Genomic DNA, 16,471 nt, shown 5'->3' with positions numbered 1-16,471 from the left:
CGTTTGCCTGCACTGATAGAATTGCCGCGCTTTATTTTAAACCACCAACCGCAACTCGCGTGGGGACCTCGCAGTGACCGACAAAACCTCTCTCAGTTACAAAGACGCCGGTGTTGATATTGATGCTGGTAACGCTCTGGTTGACCGTATTAAAGGCGTAGTGAAAAAGACGCGTCGCCCGGAAGTGATGGGTGGACTGGGCGGTTTTGGTGCGCTTTGCGCGCTGCCGCAAAAATACCGTGAACCCGTGCTGGTCTCCGGCACCGATGGCGTGGGCACCAAGCTGCGTCTGGCGATGGATCTCAAACGTCACGATGCCATTGGTGTTGACCTGGTCGCGATGTGCGTCAATGACCTGGTGGTTCAGGGCGCTGAGCCGCTCTTCTTCCTCGACTACTACGCCACCGGCAAACTGGATGTGGATACCGCCTCTGCAGTGATCACCGGCATCGCCGAAGGGTGTCTGCAGTCAGGTTGTGCGCTGGTGGGCGGTGAAACCGCTGAGATGCCAGGCATGTATCACGGCGAAGATTACGACGTGGCCGGTTTCTGTGTCGGCGTGGTGGAAAAGTCAGAAATTATCGACGGCAGCAAGGTGCAGGATGGCGACGTACTGATCGCCCTCGGCTCCAGTGGCCCGCACTCCAACGGCTATTCGCTGGTGCGTAAGATTCTGGAAGTCAGCAACACCGATCCGCTGGCTGAACAGCTGGAAGGCAAACCGCTGGCCGATCATCTGCTGGAACCGACCCGCATCTACGTGAAAAATATCCTGAGCCTGATTGAGCAGGTCGATGTGCACGCTATCGCGCACCTGACCGGCGGCGGCTTCTGGGAAAATATCCCGCGAGTCCTGCCCGACAACACCCAGGCTGTCATCGACGAGAAGAGCTGGCAGTGGCCGGCGGTCTTCAGCTGGTTACAGCAGGCGGGCAACGTCAGCCGTTTCGAGATGTATCGTACCTTTAACTGTGGCGTCGGCATGATCATCGCACTGAGCCCGGCAGACGCGGACAAAGCGATTGCGCTGATGCAGGCCGCAGGCGAGAAAGCCTGGAAGCTCGGCGTGATTAAAGCGTCGGATGCCGAAGAGCGTGTGGTCATCAACGGATGAAGAAGCTGGTTGTACTGATTTCCGGCAACGGAAGTAACCTTCAGTCCATCCTTGATGCCTGTAAAAGCGGGCGGATTCACGGCAGCGTCGCTGCCGTGTTCAGTAACCGTGCTGCTGCTTATGGGCTGACGCGGGCGCAGGAGGCGGGGATTCCCGCCCATGCGCTTGCCGCCAGCGACTTCGCTGACCGCGAAGCTTTTGATCGTCAGCTCATCGCTGAAATAGAAGCCTATAGTCCGGATTTGATCGTGCTGGCCGGTTATATGCGCATTCTCAGCAGCGCTTTCGTGGCGCATTTTCACGATCGCCTGCTGAACATCCATCCTTCCCTGCTGCCGAAATATCCAGGACTGCATACGCATCGTCAGGCGCTGGAAAATGGTGACAGCGAACATGGTACTTCCGTGCATTTCGTGACGGATGAACTGGATGGCGGTCCGGTAATCCTGCAGGCTAAAGTCCCGGTCTTTCCTGACGATAGCGAAGCGGAGATTACCGAGCGGGTGCAGTACCAGGAACACGCGATCTATCCGCTGGTGATTGGCTGGTTTGTTGAAGGCCGGCTATTGATGCGTGACGGTAAAGCCTGGCTGGATGGCGAAGCGCTGCCACCACAAGGCTATGCTAACGATTGACGTTCTAAAAGCCGTGACAGATTTTCCCACAAACGGCTGAAAAGCTTAAAGCGTCTTTACGAAGGGCACTGGCTCCCTGAGCCGGTGCTTCATTCGCCCCGCACGAAAACCCGCTGTATCTCCTTTCTCAGCCGTAACGCCCCGTAATGTAATCTTCGGTTCGTCGCTGTTTCGGCGCGGTGAAAATCCGGTCAGTCTCATCAAACTCCACTAACGCGCCCTGATGCATAAACGCGGTGTAATCTGACACGCGCGACGCCTGCTGCATGTTGTGCGTCACCAGCACCAGCGTGAAGTGCTGCTTCAGCGTGGTCATCAGCTCTTCAATCACCAGCGTGGAGATCGGATCCAGCGCGGAGGTCGGCTCATCCAGCAGCAGCACTTCCGGCTCAATAGCAATGGCGCGGGCAATCACCAGCCGCTGCTGCTGTCCGGTCGAGAGCGTCAGCGCATTCTGTGACAGCTGATCTTTCACCTCACCCCACAGCGCCGCCGCACGCAGCGCACGCTCACACGCCTCGTTCAGTACCCGCCGATCGCGTACACCCTGTAAACGCAGCCCGTAGACCACATTTTCATAAATCGATTTTGGAAAAGGATTAGGCCGCTGAAACACCATGCCGACCCGACGGCGCAGCGCGGAAAGATCCTGTTCGGGGCGCAGGATCGGCTGCGATCCCAGCAACACTTCACCCTCTACCCGGCAGTGATCAATCACGTCGTTCATGCGATTAAAGCAGCGCAGCAGCGTCGACTTGCCGCAGCCCGAGGGGCCAATCAGCGCAGTAATCCTGTTTTTCGGCACCTGCAAAGAAATATCCTGCAGCGCCTGGCGCTCGCCATACCACAGCGACAGATGGTTAACGGTCAGCGCGATATCCGTGTCGGACGTCATAGTCATAGCCTGTTATTGAGTCATAAGGCGATAGCGTTCACGCAGACGGTGACGCAGGCCCATCGCCAGCAGATTAAGCGACAGAATAATCAGCACCAGCAGCAGCGCGGTGGCGAACACCAGCGGCCGATCAGCTTCAATATTCGGACTCTGAAACGCCAGATCGTAAATCTGGAAGCCCAGATGCATAAACTTGCGATCCAGATGCAGATAAGGGAACACCGCGTCGACCGGCAGTTCCGGCACCATTTTCACCACGCCCACCAGCATCAGCGGCGCGGTTTCACCTGCTGCACGCGCCACCGCCAGAATCAGGCCGGTCAGCATGGCCGGCACTGCCATTGGCAGCACCACATTCCACAGCGTTTCCGCCTGGTTCGCGCCCAGCGCCAGCGAACCCTGCCGCAGGCTGTTGGGAATACGCGATAAGCCCTCTTCGGTCGCCACAATTACTACCGGCAGCGTCAGTAACGCCAGGGTCAGCGACGCCCAGAGTAAACCTGGCGTGCCGAAGGTGGGATTAGGCAGTGCGCTGGCAAAAAAGAGCTGATCAATCGTGCCGCCCACCAGCCAGACAAAGAAGCCCAGACCAAACACCCCATAAACAATGGAAGGAACGCCGGCCAGATTGACTACCGCGATGCGCACCAGCCTTGTCAGTGCATTCCGTCCGGCATATTCATGCAGCCAGATAGCGGCGACGACACCCAGCGGCATCACCACCACCGACATCAGCAGCACCATCAGCACGGTACCAAAGATCGCCGGAAACGCGCCGGATTCACTTTCGCCCCCGGCAGGTGAATCACTGACGAAACGCCACAGCTGATGCAGAAAATGTCCGGTTTTGCCGGTCAGCGTCATCGCGTTCGGCTTCCAGCTGTCGACGATTTCGGTCAGCGGAATCGCATGTTCATTGCCCTGCCCATCCCGCAGGATTAACAGATCGCGCTGACTCTGCTGTTGCAGAGAAGCCAGTGTCTCACTCAGCTGATTAAAGCGGCGCTGCAGTGCGGCCTGATTCGCCTGATATTCTGACTCTGCCTGCAGATCAAAGCGTCCGGCAGCCCGGTTTGTGGCCGCCTGCTCATCAAGCTCTTCACGCTGGCTGTTGAGTCGCGCCATATCCACCCGGCGAATCTGGTTAGCCTGCCGCACCAGCATCTGTACCTGACCGAGCCGCTGATGCAGCAGCGCATCGGGATTCTGTGCAGTTAACTCTTCGTTATCTTCACGCAGGCCGACAAACCAGCCATAGGCCTGACCGTGGCTGCGCCGCTGCAGCACCATGACGTCCGGCGGCTGACTGATTTTTGCCGCTGTACGGCTGTAGACCACGCGGAAATCGGGAGCGTCCCAGTCGCGGTTACCGGTTTTAATCAGATAGCGATTCACCTGACCACCGCTGTTGCCCTGCTCATCAGCCGGCGCTGGAAAGTGCCGCTGATGTTCCAGGGTTTCACCCAGCAGGCGCGTTTCACCGCCTTCAGGCTGGCTGAAGGTATAGAGATCCACGCGTTGCGGCCAGAAAGCACGGACGCCCTGCCACGCCAGTAGCCCAATCAGCAGCGTAAAGGCCAGCAGGCAGACGGCGACGGCACCCGCGGTTAACCAGCGCCAGCGATCGTTCTGTCGCATCGCCTTCATGCCTGCTCCTCCTGCTGGCTGTAACGCTGACGCAGCCGCTGGCGGATGAGTTCGGCAACCGTGTTAATCACCAGCGTAAACAGCAACAGCATCAGGGCGCTGAGAAACAGCACGCGATAGTGCGCACTGCCCGCTGCCGCTTCCGGCATCTCAATGGCGATGTTGGCGGACAGTGCGCGAAGACCGCTGAACAGGCCACCTTCACTTTGCGGCGTGTTGCCGGTCGCCATCAGCAAAATCATGGTTTCTCCCACGGCGCGTCCCAGACCGATCATCAGCGCGGCAAAAATCCCGGCGGAGGCGCCCGGCAGTACGACGCGGGTCAGGGTTTGCCATGGCGTTGCGCCCAGTGCCAGCGAACCCTGGCCCAGCGCCGCAGGTACGCTGAACAGCGCATCTTCAGAGAGGGTGAAGATCAGCGGCACCAGCGCAAAGCCCATCGCCAGCGCGGCCACCAGCAGATTGCGCTGCTCGTAATGCGGCAGCCAGTCGCCCGCATCCGGTATAAAAAGCGTGGGCAGCCACAGTGTCAGCAGTGTAACCAGCAGCAACAGCGGCAGCAGAATCACTACTTCCCGGCCCGGCTGACGCCAGCGCGGCGGTAAACGCGCGCTGAATACGCCACACAGCAGCAGCGCGCCTGCCAGCGTCAGGGGCAGCAGCAGTACCCCCACCAGCGCCTGACCAATATGCGGCGCGAGCCAGATCCCGGCAATCAGCCCCACCACTACGCTTGGCAGCGCGCCCATCATCTCAATGGCTGGTTTAACCCAGCGCCGCAGCCCCGGAGCCATGAACCATGCGGTGTACATCGCCGCGGCTAGCGCCAGCGGCGTGGCAAACAGCAGCGCTAAACTGGCCGCTTTCAGCGTTCCCGTGACCATCGGCATCAGGCTGAACTTGGCCTGATAGCTGTCACCGGCCGCAGTGGATTGCCAGACCCAGTCGGGTCCGGGGTAGTTTTCATACCATATTTTCTGCCAGAAATTACGCCAGGTCACATCCGGCCACGGATTATCGAGCCGCAGGGTTTGCCAGCTTCCCGCCCGCTCAATCAGCAGGCTGTCGCCATGGGGTGAAAACTGCGCCTGCACGATGCCGGGTTCAAGCTGACGCTGCAGTATCGGGCCAGTCTGCTTGCTGGCGAACAGTCGCAGCATTCCCTGTTTACTGAGCGTCGCAAACACGCGACGCTGTGATTCTGTTACCAGAATCGTCTCGCCATCGCTGTGCGCAAAGGTCCGGATACGCTGCAGGCGCGGCCCCTGATCGCTGGCGATAGCAAACCATTGGGTGACACCGCTGCGATCCTGAATCAGCAGGCTTTTGCCGCCCACCAGCAGATGCAGACTTTGTGGGGGCTGCGACAGAGTATGCGTTTCGCGCAGCAGGGCACGGTCATCGTCGAGCTGCCAGACCCGCAGCAGCGTGCCTTCGGTGGTGTAGAGCAGATCGCCGGAGGGCGAGAGCGCCAGCAGATCCAGCTGGCGTTGCGGCAGCGGGATAACCGACGCCTGACGATCGGTGCCCAGCGTCAGCACCCGCAGTCCGGCCTCAGTGAGAGCAGCGATGCGCCACTGCCCTGCATGACGCGTCGCCAGCGCCATCTTTGTCACTGCGCCATCAGGCAGATGAAAGGGTTTGTCGCCCAGCGGGAAGCGCCACTGCTGGTCGGTCGCAGGCTGCATCAGCGTCAGCGCGCCCTGCATATTCAGTAGCAGCGTCTGCCCATCGGCACTCTGCACCACCTCATCAGGCGCCGGGGTCAGCGCCAGCGCCGGTTCCGCAGGCTGACCATCCAGCGGAATAAAACGTGCTGCACCGTGCGCGCTGATACGCCAGCCAATGTTGCCCTGATTGCCTATTGCTAAAGCGGGCGTACGATCCCAGAGTTGCTGGCTGGCCGCGATTTGCAGGCCCGGCGCATTAAACAGCGGTAATACCACGCCAATCAGCCAGCAGAACAGCAGCAGCATCAGTAGCAGGATCGCGACGCCACAGCAGGTGATCAGCCGCCGCGTCAGACGATCAACGGCACGACGCTTGCGATCGCTGAATTGGACAGGAATGTGGTTTGCGCTCATGCGGTTCCGGTAGCAGGCCAAAATAAGCCGCTATGTTGCCCGTAGCCGATTGATAAGACAACTCCTGGCGTTGGACAACGCTGCCATACTCTCGCCATAATGTTGGTGGATACTGGATCTTCAGTCCTGCAACCGCTAAATGGAGTGAGAATGGGTCAGGTAAAGCTTTATATAGAAAAAGAATTAAGCTGGTTATCCTTTAATGAACGGGTTTTGCAGGAAGCAGCAGACAAAAGCAATCCACTGATTGAGCGGATGCGCTTTCTGGGCATCTACTCCAACAATCTCGACGAATTCTATAAAGTGCGTTTCGCCGACCTCAAACGCCGCATTCTGATTGGTGAAGAGCAGGGTTCCGCCAGTACGCCACGCCATCTGTTTAAGAAAATTCAGCAGCGGGTGATGAAGTCCGATCAGGAGTTCGACGCACTTTATAACGACCTGCTGCTTGAGATGGCACGTAACCAGATCTTCCTGATCAATGAACGCCAGCTGTCGCCCAACCAGCAGGCGTGGCTGCGCCACTACTTCAAACATGAACTGCGTCAGCATATCTCCCCGATTCTGATCACCCATGAAACTGACCTGACCGAATTCCTTAAAGATGATTACACCTACCTGGCGGTAGAGATTATCCGTGGTGACGATATTCGTTATGCACTGCTGGAGATCCCGTCCGATAAAGTGCCGCGCTTCATCAATTTACCGGCAGAGCCACCGCGCCGTCGCAAGCCAATGATCCTGCTGGACAACATCTTACGTTACTGCCTGGATGATATTTTCAAAGGCTTCTATGACTACGACGCGCTTAACGCCTATTCAATGAAAATGACGCGTGACGCCGAGTACGATCTGGTGACGGAGATGGAGTCGAGCCTGCTGGAGCTGATGTCCTCCAGCCTGAAGCAGCGACTGACAGCCGAGCCGGTGCGGTTTGTCTATCAGCGTGACATGCCAGAGGCAATGGTTGAGCTGCTGTGCCACAAGCTCTCGATTTCCAACTTTGACTCAATACTGCCGGGTGGCCGCTATCACAACTTCAAAGACTTTATCGGCTTCCCGAACGTAGGTAAAAACAACCTGGTCAACCGCCCGCTGCCGCAGATTCGCCACATCGGTTTTGATGGCTTCCGCAACGGCTTTGATGCGATCCGCGACCGCGACGTACTGCTCTACTATCCGTACCACACCTTTGAGCACGTGCTGGAACTGCTGCGTCAGGCGTCGTTTGACCCCAGCGTGCTGGCGATCAAAATCAACATCTACCGCGTCGCTAAACACTCCCGCATCATGGATGCGATGATCCATGCCGCCTATAACGGTAAAAAAGTCACGGTGGTCGTTGAGCTGCAGGCACGCTTTGATGAAGAAGCCAATATTTACTGGGCGAAACGCCTGACCGAAGCAGGCGTGCATGTCATTTTCTCCGCACCCGGCCTGAAGATCCACGCCAAGCTGTTCCTGATCTCACGCCGCGAAGGCGAAGAGATTGTGCGCTACGCGCATATCGGCACCGGCAACTTTAACGAGAAAACCGCGCGGCTTTATACCGACTACTCATTGCTGACCGCGGATGCACGCATCACCAATGAAGTACGCCGGGTGTTCAACTTTATTGAGAATCCTTACCGGCCCGTGACGTTCGATCACCTGATGGTGTCGCCACAGAACTCGCGCCGGATGCTGTATGAACTGATCGACACCGAAATTGCCAATGCACAGCAGAATAAGCCCTGCGGCATTACTCTGAAAATCAACAATCTGGTGGACAAAGGTCTGGTAGATCGGCTTTATACAGCCTCCAGCGTAGGGGTGAAGGTTAATCTTCTGGTGCGCGGCATGTGCTCATTAATCCCGGACCTGCCGGGGATCAGTGAAAATATTCGTGTCATCAGTATTGTTGACCGTTATCTGGAACACGATCGCGTCTATATTTTTGAGAATGGCGGCGATAAGAAGGTGTTCCTCTCCTCCGCTGACTGGATGACACGTAACATCGATTACCGCATCGAAGTGGCCGTGGCGATCCTCGATCCCCACATCCGGCAGCGCATACTCGACATTATTGCTATTCAGTTGAGTGATACGGTGAAAGCCCGCATCGTCGATAAAGAGTTGAGTAACCATTACGTCCAGCGCGGCAACCGTCGTAAAGTGCGCTCGCAGCTGGCCATCTATGATTACATCAAGAAACTGGAACAACCTGAATAAATCCTATGCCAATTTCTCATAAAAGTACGCCAAAACCCCAGGAGTTTGCGGCGATTGACCTGGGCTCGAACAGTTTCCATATGGTGATTGCGCGGGTCGTCGATGGTGCGATGCAGGTACTGGGCCGCCTTAAACAGCGCGTCCATCTGGCTGACGGGCTGGATGCTCAACACAACCTCAGCGAAGAGGCAATGGAGCGGGGATTAGCCTGTCTGGCTCTGTTCGCCGAGCGCCTGCAGGGGTTCAGTCCCAGCAACGTGACGATTGTCGGCACCCATACGCTGCGCGAGGCGGTCAACGCCGAAACCTTCCTGCAGCGGGCTGCTGAGGTGATCCCTTATCCGATCGAAGTGATTTCAGGCCATGAAGAGGCGCGTCTGATCTTTATGGGTGTTGAACACACGCAGCCGGAGAAAGGTCGCAAGCTGGTGATCGACATCGGCGGCGGCTCCACCGAGCTGGTGATTGGCGAGGATTTTGAACCGCAACTGGTTGAGAGCCGACGCATGGGTTGCGTCAGTTTCGCCCAGCTCTATTTCCCGAAAGGCGAAATCAGTCGTGAAAACTTCCGTCGCGCCCGCTTAGCGGCTGCGCAGAAGCTGGAAACGCTGGCGTGGCAATACCGTCTGCATGGCTGGCAATATGCGCTGGGTGCGTCCGGCACCATCAAGGCCGCCTGCGAAGTGCTGCAGGCGATGGATGAAAAAGAGAAGCTGATTACGCCTGAGCGCCTCGACAAGCTCTATGACGAGGTGATGAAGCACAAATCCTTTGCGGCCCTCAGCCTGCCGGGCCTGTCGGAAGAACGTAAAGGGGTGTTTGTGCCCGGACTGGCGATTCTGTGTGGCGTGTTTGATGCGCTGGCGATTCGCGAGCTGCGTCTTTCTGACGGTGCGCTGCGTGAAGGCGTGCTCTATGAGATGGAGGGCCGTTTCCGCCATCAGGATATTCGCAGCCGTACGGCACAAAGTCTGGCGAATCATTACGCCATTGACAGCGATCAGGCGCGCCGCGTGCTGGAAACCACCGAGCAGCTTTATCTGCAGTGGAGCGAGCAGAACCCGAAACTGGCCAATCCGCAGCTGGCCGCCCTGCTGAAGTGGGCGGCGATGCTGCACGAAGTGGGTCTGACGATTAATCACAGCGCCCTGCAACGTCATTCCGCCTATATCCTGCAAAATACCAACCTGCCGGGCTTCAATCAGGATCAGCAGATGCTGCTGGCGGCGCTGGTCAGATTCCACCGCAAAGCGGTGAAGCTCGACGAGTTGCCGCGCGTCACGCTGTTCAAGAAAAAGCAGTTTGTGCCGCTGATTTTCCTGCTGCGCCTGGGTACCCTGCTGAACAATCAGCGCCAGGCCACTACGCGTCCGGATGCGTTAACTCTGAAATGCGATGACGGCCACTGGACGCTGATTTTCCCAGCGGGCTACTTCAACCAGAACAACCTGGTTCAGCTCGATCTGGAACGTGAGCAGGTTTACTGGAACGACGTCACAGGATGGAAGCTGATCCTCGAAGAAGAAGCCTGACAACCCGGGCGCCTGGCGCCCGTTTAACTGAATTGATGAATATGACACAACCAACTGCACCACTTTCAGGCGAAAACTATTTTGCCGAAACCTATGGTTTAACATCGCCCCACTCCGAAGTGGTTGCGGCTCTGCCTCAGCTCAACGTCGGCAAGGCGCTGGATCTGGGCTGTGGCGTGGGACGCAATACGCTGTTTCTGAACCAGCACGGCTTTGACGTCACGGCATGGGACCATAATCCGCAAAGCCTGGCCCGCCTGCAGGATATTATTGCCCGGGAAAACCTCAGCGGAATTCACACCGGGGAGCGCGACCTGAACAACACGCGGTTTAATGGCGGCTTTAACTTTGTGCTGTCGACCGTGGTGATGATGTTTTTGCAACCGCAGACCATTCCACAGCTGATTGCTGACATGCAGGCCTGTACGGTCAGGGATGGTTTCAACCTGATTGTGGCGGCGATGAATACGGAAGATATGCCCTGCCCGGCTGATTTCTCCTTTGCTTTCAAGTCGGGCGAATTGAGCCACTATTACCGCAACTGGCACATCGTGAAGTACAACGAACATCCCGGTCAGCTGCATCGCAAAGATGAAAATGGCAATCGCATTACCTGCCGCTTTGCTACGCTGCTGGCACAAAAAGCGAGTTACTAATCTTTATCTGCTGTTTTTTTCAACAGCGATTGATTTCATCAGGCGACTGTGACTAAATATTGCAGTCGCCCCTGATGGGGTCATTACAGGAACCACCCCGCGTGAACAGCGCTATTTCTCCCCGAAGACGTCAAAAAAACGGCACCATGACCCGTATTGTGTTGCTGATCAGTTTTATCATTCTCTTTAGTCGCCTGATATTTATCCTGCCCGCTGCCTTCGAGCATCACCAGCAACAGAAAGCGATTCCTGAACCGGTTACCGTTACATCAGGTGATACGCGCTAACGAATACTGACTTTTCGCCTGAAAGACTTCTTAAAAGTAAATGTTATCCAGACAACTGGACTCTTTTTTGCATCCCTTTTTCAGGCGAAACGCTACACTTCGTGCTGGTGCTTTCAGACTAAAGGGATCTCATTGTGTCTGCCTCTCACTCTCAACGTTTAAGTGAAATACGTCATCGTATTCTGACGCTGCTGCTCAACGAGCACGATCTGGTTGATGCTCTGCTGGAGAAATCCGGCGATCTCAATCCTGAACAGCAACGTGAAAATGCGGCCCAGCGTGATGCGCTGGAACAGGACATTCTGCAACTGCATGCCGCTGACCTCGCGGATATTCTCGAAGCCCTGCCCGAAGAAGAGCGTCAGGCGCTGTGGCGGCTGGTGCCAAATGAGCGGCGCGGCCACGTGCTGGTTGAAGCCTCTGAAACGGTCTGGGCCAGCCTCACCGAGGAGATGAGCGATCGCGATATTCTGCGAGCTATCCAGCCGCTGGATATCGACGACCAGGTCTGGCTGGCGCGTTATCTGCCGCGTGACCTGACCGGGCGCCTGCTGGCAACCGTGGAGCCTGCTCTACGCGCCCGCATGCTCGATATGGTGCAGCTCGACCGCGATCGCGTGGGCCGGGTGATGGATTTCAATATCCTGACGGTGCGCGACGATGTCACGCTGGCAACGGTGCAGCGTTTTCTGCGTAAGCGTAAAGACATGCCAGGCGGCACGGATAAGCTGTTTATCACCAATAAAGAGAATCAGCTGCTGGGCGAGCTGATGCTGACAGATATCCTGCTTAACAAACCTAAAACCCTGGTGAGCGACGTCATGAATGCGCGCCCGACCACCTTCCAGCTCAACGATAAGGCCGAAGACGCCGCCAGCGCCTTTGAGCGTTATAACCTGATCTCTGCCGCCGTCACTGACGCAAAAGGCAAACTGATTGGCCGTGTCACCATTGAAGACATCATCGACCTGGTGAATGCCGAAAACGAAAGCAACATCCGTAAAATGGGCGGTATCAGTCAGGAAGAGGATGTTTTCGCGCCGGTGCGTAAATCGGTGCGTAAACGCTGGGCCTGGCTGGCGATTAATCTCTGTACCGCTTTTGTCGCCTCGCGCGTTATCGGGCTGTTTGAAGGGACGATTTCGCAGATCGTCGCGCTGGCAACCCTGATGCCCATTGTCGCGGGTATCGGCGGCAACACCGGTAACCAGACCATCACCATGATTGTGCGGGCGCTAGCCTTACATCAGGTTGAACCGGGAAATTTCTCTTTCCTGATCGTCCGTGAGCTTGGCGTGGCGCTGATCAACGGCCTGTTCTGGGGCGGCATCATGGGCGGCATTACCTGGCTCATGTATGACAATATGGCACTGGGCGGCGTCATGATGCTGGCCATGGCGCTGAACCTGCTGCTGGCCGCGCTGATGGGCGTGCTGGTGCCGCTGGTGATGACCAAAATGAAGCGCGATCCGGCCGTGGGTTCCAGCGTGTTGATCACCGCGCTGACCGATACCGGTGGCTTCTTTATCTTCCTGGGGCTGGCGACAATCTTCCTGCTGCCGCACTGATTAGCCGCGAAGGCCGTAACGTTGCAGCGACCCGTTAAGATTGCGCTGTCGCGTCACCTGTGCCAGCTCACGTGTGGCCGCAGGCAGCGTATAATTACCGCGCTGGCTCAGCCACTCCAGTACATCCGCTAAGTGCCAGATAGCGGTTTTACCGTCATGCACCGGCAGCGGAAACGGCGGGCGGTGGCTGAGCATCAGCTTACGCATATTCTGTCGCGTCATGCCGATGATCTCCGCCACATCTGTCAGGCCCACAAAATCGGGGGCTGCTTCCACCAGCGTGGCGCCCGGTATCGCTCGCAGTACATCCTCTTCCGCCTGCTTTAATACGTCCGTTGCAGAGTCAGACTCCCGGGTGAACTCCAGTGCAATTCGTCCAGGCATCCCCAGACCGATCAGCGCATCGTCACAGCCTGCTGCTGCCAGCGTTTCCAGCATCTCATCCACCGGCGCATGCCCTTCCGGCAGGCTGAACCGTAGCGTAAAACAATATTCCATATGCCTCTCCTTGTGCTGTCTCAGGACTTCAGATAGTGACAGTTATCGACCACGCGCCGCAGCGCACGGGCATGATGATGTACGTTTTTTGGTGTGCTCCAGATACAGGTCAGACAGAACTCCCCGCATCGGCACATCAACAGATTTTTCGGGCAGTACATTTTGCCCCAGGCATGATGGCCTCCGGTAACCACCAGCCAGCCGTGGGATTCGGCGTAACGTAACGCCCTCTCTATCTCTTTACCGGGATGCCGCTTCCTTGCCATATGTGCCCCTATGCTGACGCCGAATGAATGAGTTGTCAACTGACAACTCAATGAATATTTCTTAATATGGCTCAGCATGCGGAGACTTTTTCTCGCAGTAAAACAGTCAGGGTATAAACTGGAAAACGTCACGCAAAAAACGATCGGCAGCAGTAACGATAATTATTGGAGGCAATATGTTTAAAGCAGAGGATTTTGTTCAGTCGAAAACCGGCGGCCCTAAAATGCAGGTGCTCCGCGTAGAAGGCGACACCCTGTGGTGCGCGCGCATTGATGATGCGGCGAAGAAAGAGATTGAAGTGAAGGCAGAGAGCGTCAACCTCTATCATGAAGAAGGTGACTTTGGCGTGTGCTGAGGCAAAACGGCCCCTGACGGGGCCATATTGTCAGGGCTTGTCCTGCTGAAGATTGTCGTTGCCCAGACCGCCAATAAACGGCAGCCGCAGCCGGAATGGCGAAAAATCGAGTCCCATGTTCAGACCCAGCAGGTTCATTTCAAATCCCTCTTCTGCACCCAGTGTCACGCCCGCCACGCCCAGAATCGACACCTGCACACCGCGCCCGGATGGCGGCAGCCCGACAGGACGCCACAGTGGCCGGTAATCTTTGCCCAGCGCATTGGCGGGGAGATCCAGCCTCAGGGCGGGCACTTCACGGCCAATGTGTGCCAGGAAGGTGTTGCTGTTCGGACCTGGCCAGGCACGGTAGGTTGTCGGCCACGGATACGATTTAATGGCGGCTTCTATCTGCGGGATCATTGCTTCAGCTTCCGGTCCGCGATGTTCCACCAGCAGCCGCGGTTTTGCGCCATACCAGTAACCATCCGGCAGGTTGGTGTTGCGGCGGACCTTATCACCACTGCCCCAGCTAATCACTTCATAGCGCGTGTAGCGTGTTTCACCCGCACGCTTGAAGATGATCCACGGATGCACCGCCACCCGCCCTTTCCAGCCATAGGTCGGCGCGGCATAGACCTGCACGATAGCCAGGCTATATAAAGCGCGCGGATCGGGCGCTATGCCAGCCGAATCACGCCGGGCAGTCGCCCAGCCACCTGACTCTGAACTTTCGCCGTGACGCGTTGCCTGCGCAATGCTGGCTCCGAGCGATAACAGCAGTACGGCAACAAAAAACAGGCTGAACACTTTCAGTGAGAGCATGACAACATTCCTGGTGACGTAAGAATCACGAAATGCCTGATCAGCAGGCGGTTTCAGTAAGTGGTGGCGTTGGGATAGATCGGTGAAAGCGGGACACAGCTGAAGTGAAGTGCAGCTTTTACTGCATGGAGGATAGCGTAATTCCCGGCAATGTGAACAGAAAACCGCCAGATGGCTATCCGGATGTGCCGAAAGGTTAAAGCGGGGAGTCTGCGTGTGTTTCAGGCAATAAAAAACCCGCTGGAAGCGGGTTTTTTAGGCATCAGGGTTTAATCGGCGCGAACCGGTTCATTCCCACTCAATCGTCGCCGGTGGCTTACCGCTGATGTCATACACTACACGGGAAATACCGTCGACTTCATTGATGATGCGGTTAGAGACGCGGCCCAGGAAATCATACGGCAGGTGCGCCCAGTGTGCGGTCATAAAGTCGATGGTTTCTACCGCGCGGAGCGAGACAACCCAGTCATATTTACGGCCATCACCCATCACGCCGACCGAACGAACCGGCAGGAAGACGGTGAATGCCTGGCTGACTTTGTTGTAGAGATCCGCTTTGTGCAGCTCTTCGATGAAGATAGCATCGGCACGACGCAGCAGGTCGCAATACTCTTTCTTCACTTCGCCCAGTACGCGCACGCCCAGACCCGGACCCGGGAACGGATGGCGGAACAGCATGTCGTATGGCAGGCCCAGCTCCAGACCAATCTTACGCACTTCGTCTTTGAACAGCTCTTTCAGCGGCTCAACCAGGCCCATCTTCATCTCTTTCGGCAGACCACCCACGTTGTGGTGCGACTTGATGACGTGCGCTTTACCGGTGGCAGACGCAGCCGATTCAATCACGTCCGGATAGATGGTGCCCTGCGCCAGCCACTTCACGTCCTGCAGCTTCAGCGCTTCTTCGTCGAACACTTCCACAAAGACGCGACCAATGGTTTTACGCTTGGCTTCAGGTTCATCAATACCCGCCAGCGCATCCAGGAAGCGCATTTCAGCCGGTACATGGATGATGTTCAGACCAAAGTGGTCGCCAAACATATCCATCACCTGCTGTGCTTCGTTCAGACGCAGCAGGCCGTTATCCACAAACACGCAGGTCAGGCGGTCACCAATGGCGCGATGCAGCAGCATTGCGGTCACAGAGGAGTCCACGCCACCTGACAGACCGAGGATCACTTTGTCGTTACCCACCTGCTCACGCAGGCGCTCAACGGCATCTTCAATGATTTTGGCAGGGGTCCACAGGGCTTCACATTCACAGATGTCGATGATGAAGCGCTCGAGCATCCGCAGACCCTGGCGGGTGTGGGTCACTTCCGGGTGGAACTGCACGCCGTAGAAACGCTTCTCTTCGTTGGCCATGATAGCGAACGGACAGCTTTCTGTGCTGGCAACGGTCACGAAGTCAGCCGGGATCGCCGTGACTTTGTCGCCGTGGCTCATCCAGACATCCAGCAGCGGTTTACCCGCAGCGCTAATCGCATCTTCGATGTCGCGAACCAGCGCGCTTGGCGTGGTGACTTCGACCTGCGCATAACCAAATTCGCGCTCATTTGATCCTGAAACGGTGCCGCCCAGCTGCATCGCCATGGTCTGCATACCGTAGCAGACACCCAGCACCGGCACGCCAGCGCTGAAGACATATTCAGGTGCACGCGGGCTGTTCAGCTCGGTGGTGCTTTCCGGGCCGCCGGAAAGGATGATGCCGCTTGGGTTGAACTGGCGGATCTGCTCTTCGGTGACATCCCATGCCCAGAGTTCACAGTAAACGCCGAGTTCGCGCACGCGGCGGGCAACCAGCTGAGTATATTGTGAGCCGAAATCGAGAATCAGAATGCGGTGCTTATGGATATTTTCCGTCGTCATTGAGGGGTTTCCAGAACGGTGACTTGATCAATAAAAGCGCCCGGCTGAA

The 16,471-nt window shown here is 56.9% G+C and carries 15 protein-coding genes; 8 read left to right on the top strand and 7 right to left on the bottom strand.

Annotated features, from left to right (window positions below; all coding sequences use genetic code 11):
• The first annotated feature begins 73 nt into the window (after positions 1-73).
• Both purM and purN read left to right on the top strand, forming a co-directional pair.
• The gene (gene purM, locus IBT54_RS15495; protein ID WP_033783865.1) at positions 74-1,114 is read left to right on the top strand and encodes a phosphoribosylformylglycinamidine cyclo-ligase; all 1,041 of its coding nucleotides are present in this window, start codon (positions 74-76) and stop codon (positions 1,112-1,114) included.
• Entirely contained in the window at positions 1,111-1,749 is a 639-nt protein-coding gene (gene purN, locus IBT54_RS15490) for a phosphoribosylglycinamide formyltransferase (RefSeq protein ID WP_201252424.1), read from the top strand. Before purM ends, purN begins: the two co-directional genes overlap by 4 nt.
• 127 nt (positions 1,750-1,876) lie before the next feature.
• Here purN and pstB read toward each other — a convergent pair whose 3' ends face one another.
• From pstB to IBT54_RS15475, 3 genes are read right to left on the bottom strand one after another with little or no spacing between them, the layout of a single operon-like run.
• Positions 1,877-2,644, bottom strand: coding sequence for a phosphate ABC transporter ATP-binding protein PstB (gene pstB, locus IBT54_RS15485; RefSeq protein ID WP_135907875.1), 768 nt, complete (start codon positions 2,642-2,644; stop codon positions 1,877-1,879).
• A 12-nt stretch (positions 2,645-2,656) separates the two neighbouring features.
• Positions 2,657-4,291, bottom strand: coding sequence for a phosphate ABC transporter permease PstA (gene pstA / locus IBT54_RS15480; RefSeq protein ID WP_195857777.1), 1,635 nt, complete (start codon positions 4,289-4,291; stop codon positions 2,657-2,659).
• Positions 4,288-6,375: an ABC transporter permease subunit gene (locus tag IBT54_RS15475; RefSeq protein ID WP_195857776.1), complete on the bottom strand. Its 2,088-nt coding sequence runs from the start codon at positions 6,373-6,375 to the stop codon at positions 4,288-4,290. The genes pstA and IBT54_RS15475 overlap by 4 nt, the downstream gene beginning before the upstream one ends.
• 150 nt (positions 6,376-6,525) lie before the next feature.
• Here IBT54_RS15475 and ppk1 point away from each other — a divergent pair, with 150 nt between their 5' ends.
• From ppk1 to mgtE, 5 genes are all read left to right on the top strand, one after another.
• Positions 6,526-8,586, top strand: a complete 2,061-nt coding sequence (gene ppk1, locus IBT54_RS15470; protein ID WP_033733510.1) for a polyphosphate kinase 1 — start codon at positions 6,526-6,528, stop codon at positions 8,584-8,586.
• A 5-nt stretch (positions 8,587-8,591) separates the two neighbouring features.
• Positions 8,592-10,118, top strand: a complete 1,527-nt coding sequence (ppx, locus tag IBT54_RS15465) for an exopolyphosphatase (protein WP_033783870.1) — start codon at positions 8,592-8,594, stop codon at positions 10,116-10,118.
• Between the two features lie 41 nt (positions 10,119-10,159).
• Entirely contained in the window at positions 10,160-10,774 is a 615-nt protein-coding gene (tehB, locus tag IBT54_RS15460; protein ID WP_201252423.1) for a tellurite resistance methyltransferase TehB, read from the top strand.
• Between the two features lie 101 nt (positions 10,775-10,875).
• Positions 10,876-11,061: a YfgG family protein gene (locus IBT54_RS15455; protein ID WP_201252422.1), complete on the top strand. Its 186-nt coding sequence runs from the start codon at positions 10,876-10,878 to the stop codon at positions 11,059-11,061.
• 134 nt (positions 11,062-11,195) lie between these two features.
• Positions 11,196-12,629: a magnesium transporter gene (mgtE, locus tag IBT54_RS15450; RefSeq protein WP_033783872.1), complete on the top strand. Its 1,434-nt coding sequence runs from the start codon at positions 11,196-11,198 to the stop codon at positions 12,627-12,629.
• On the opposite strand, the gene IBT54_RS15445 is transcribed toward mgtE, so the two are convergent.
• The gene (locus IBT54_RS15445) at positions 12,630-13,127 is read right to left on the bottom strand and encodes an AlpA family transcriptional regulator (RefSeq protein WP_107320013.1); all 498 of its coding nucleotides are present in this window, start codon (positions 13,125-13,127) and stop codon (positions 12,630-12,632) included. It abuts the gene before it with no gap.
• A 20-nt stretch (positions 13,128-13,147) separates the two neighbouring features.
• Entirely contained in the window at positions 13,148-13,393 is a 246-nt protein-coding gene (locus tag IBT54_RS15440; RefSeq protein WP_201252421.1) for a hypothetical protein, read from the bottom strand.
• A gap of 176 nt (positions 13,394-13,569) precedes the next feature.
• Here IBT54_RS15440 and IBT54_RS15435 point away from each other — a divergent pair, with 176 nt between their 5' ends.
• Positions 13,570-13,749, top strand: a complete 180-nt coding sequence (locus IBT54_RS15435) for a hypothetical protein (RefSeq protein WP_013358712.1) — start codon at positions 13,570-13,572, stop codon at positions 13,747-13,749.
• A gap of 30 nt (positions 13,750-13,779) precedes the next feature.
• Here the strand turns inward: IBT54_RS15435 and IBT54_RS15430 are convergent, their stop codons facing one another.
• Positions 13,780-14,553 carry a DUF3750 domain-containing protein gene (locus tag IBT54_RS15430; protein ID WP_201252420.1) on the bottom strand — a complete coding sequence of 258 codons (774 nt, stop codon included), beginning with the start codon at positions 14,551-14,553 and terminating at the stop codon, positions 13,780-13,782.
• Between the two features lie 288 nt (positions 14,554-14,841).
• Complete coding sequence (guaA, locus tag IBT54_RS15425; protein WP_033733517.1) at positions 14,842-16,422, bottom strand: glutamine-hydrolyzing GMP synthase; 1,581 nt, start codon at positions 16,420-16,422, stop codon at positions 14,842-14,844.
• Positions 16,423-16,471: the final 49 nt, after the last annotated feature.

The organism is Pantoea sp. S62 (genome assembly GCF_016658625.1).
Classification (GTDB): Bacteria; Pseudomonadota; Gammaproteobacteria; order Enterobacterales; family Enterobacteriaceae; genus Pantoea; species Pantoea vagans.
Note: the sequence above shows the minus strand (reverse complement) of the source record. Positions and strands in the feature narration are given on the sequence as shown.

Bases quoted from the DNA above. Each gene is read 5' to 3' on its own strand.
- ppk1 (WP_033733510.1), top strand. From the start codon at position 6,526: ATGGGTCAGGTAAAGCTTTATATAGAAAAAGAATTAAGCTGGTTATCC.
- tehB (WP_201252423.1), top strand. From the start codon at position 10,160: ATGACACAACCAACTGCACCACTTTCAGGCGAAAACTATTTTGCCGAA.
- purN (WP_201252424.1), top strand. From the start codon at position 1,111: ATGAAGAAGCTGGTTGTACTGATTTCCGGCAACGGAAGTAACCTTCAG.
- ppx (WP_033783870.1), top strand. From the start codon at position 8,592: ATGCCAATTTCTCATAAAAGTACGCCAAAACCCCAGGAGTTTGCGGCG.
- IBT54_RS15435 (WP_013358712.1), top strand. From the start codon at position 13,570: ATGTTTAAAGCAGAGGATTTTGTTCAGTCGAAAACCGGCGGCCCTAAA.
- pstB (WP_135907875.1), bottom strand. From the start codon at position 2,644: ATGACGTCCGACACGGATATCGCGCTGACCGTTAACCATCTGTCGCTG.
- guaA (WP_033733517.1), bottom strand. From the start codon at position 16,422: ATGACGACGGAAAATATCCATAAGCACCGCATTCTGATTCTCGATTTC.
- IBT54_RS15430 (WP_201252420.1), bottom strand. From the start codon at position 14,553: ATGCTCTCACTGAAAGTGTTCAGCCTGTTTTTTGTTGCCGTACTGCTG.
- IBT54_RS15445 (WP_107320013.1), bottom strand. From the start codon at position 13,127: ATGGAATATTGTTTTACGCTACGGTTCAGCCTGCCGGAAGGGCATGCG.
- pstA (WP_195857777.1), bottom strand. From the start codon at position 4,291: ATGAAGGCGATGCGACAGAACGATCGCTGGCGCTGGTTAACCGCGGGT.
- IBT54_RS15440 (WP_201252421.1), bottom strand. From the start codon at position 13,393: ATGGCAAGGAAGCGGCATCCCGGTAAAGAGATAGAGAGGGCGTTACGT.
- IBT54_RS15475 (WP_195857776.1), bottom strand. From the start codon at position 6,375: ATGAGCGCAAACCACATTCCTGTCCAATTCAGCGATCGCAAGCGTCGT.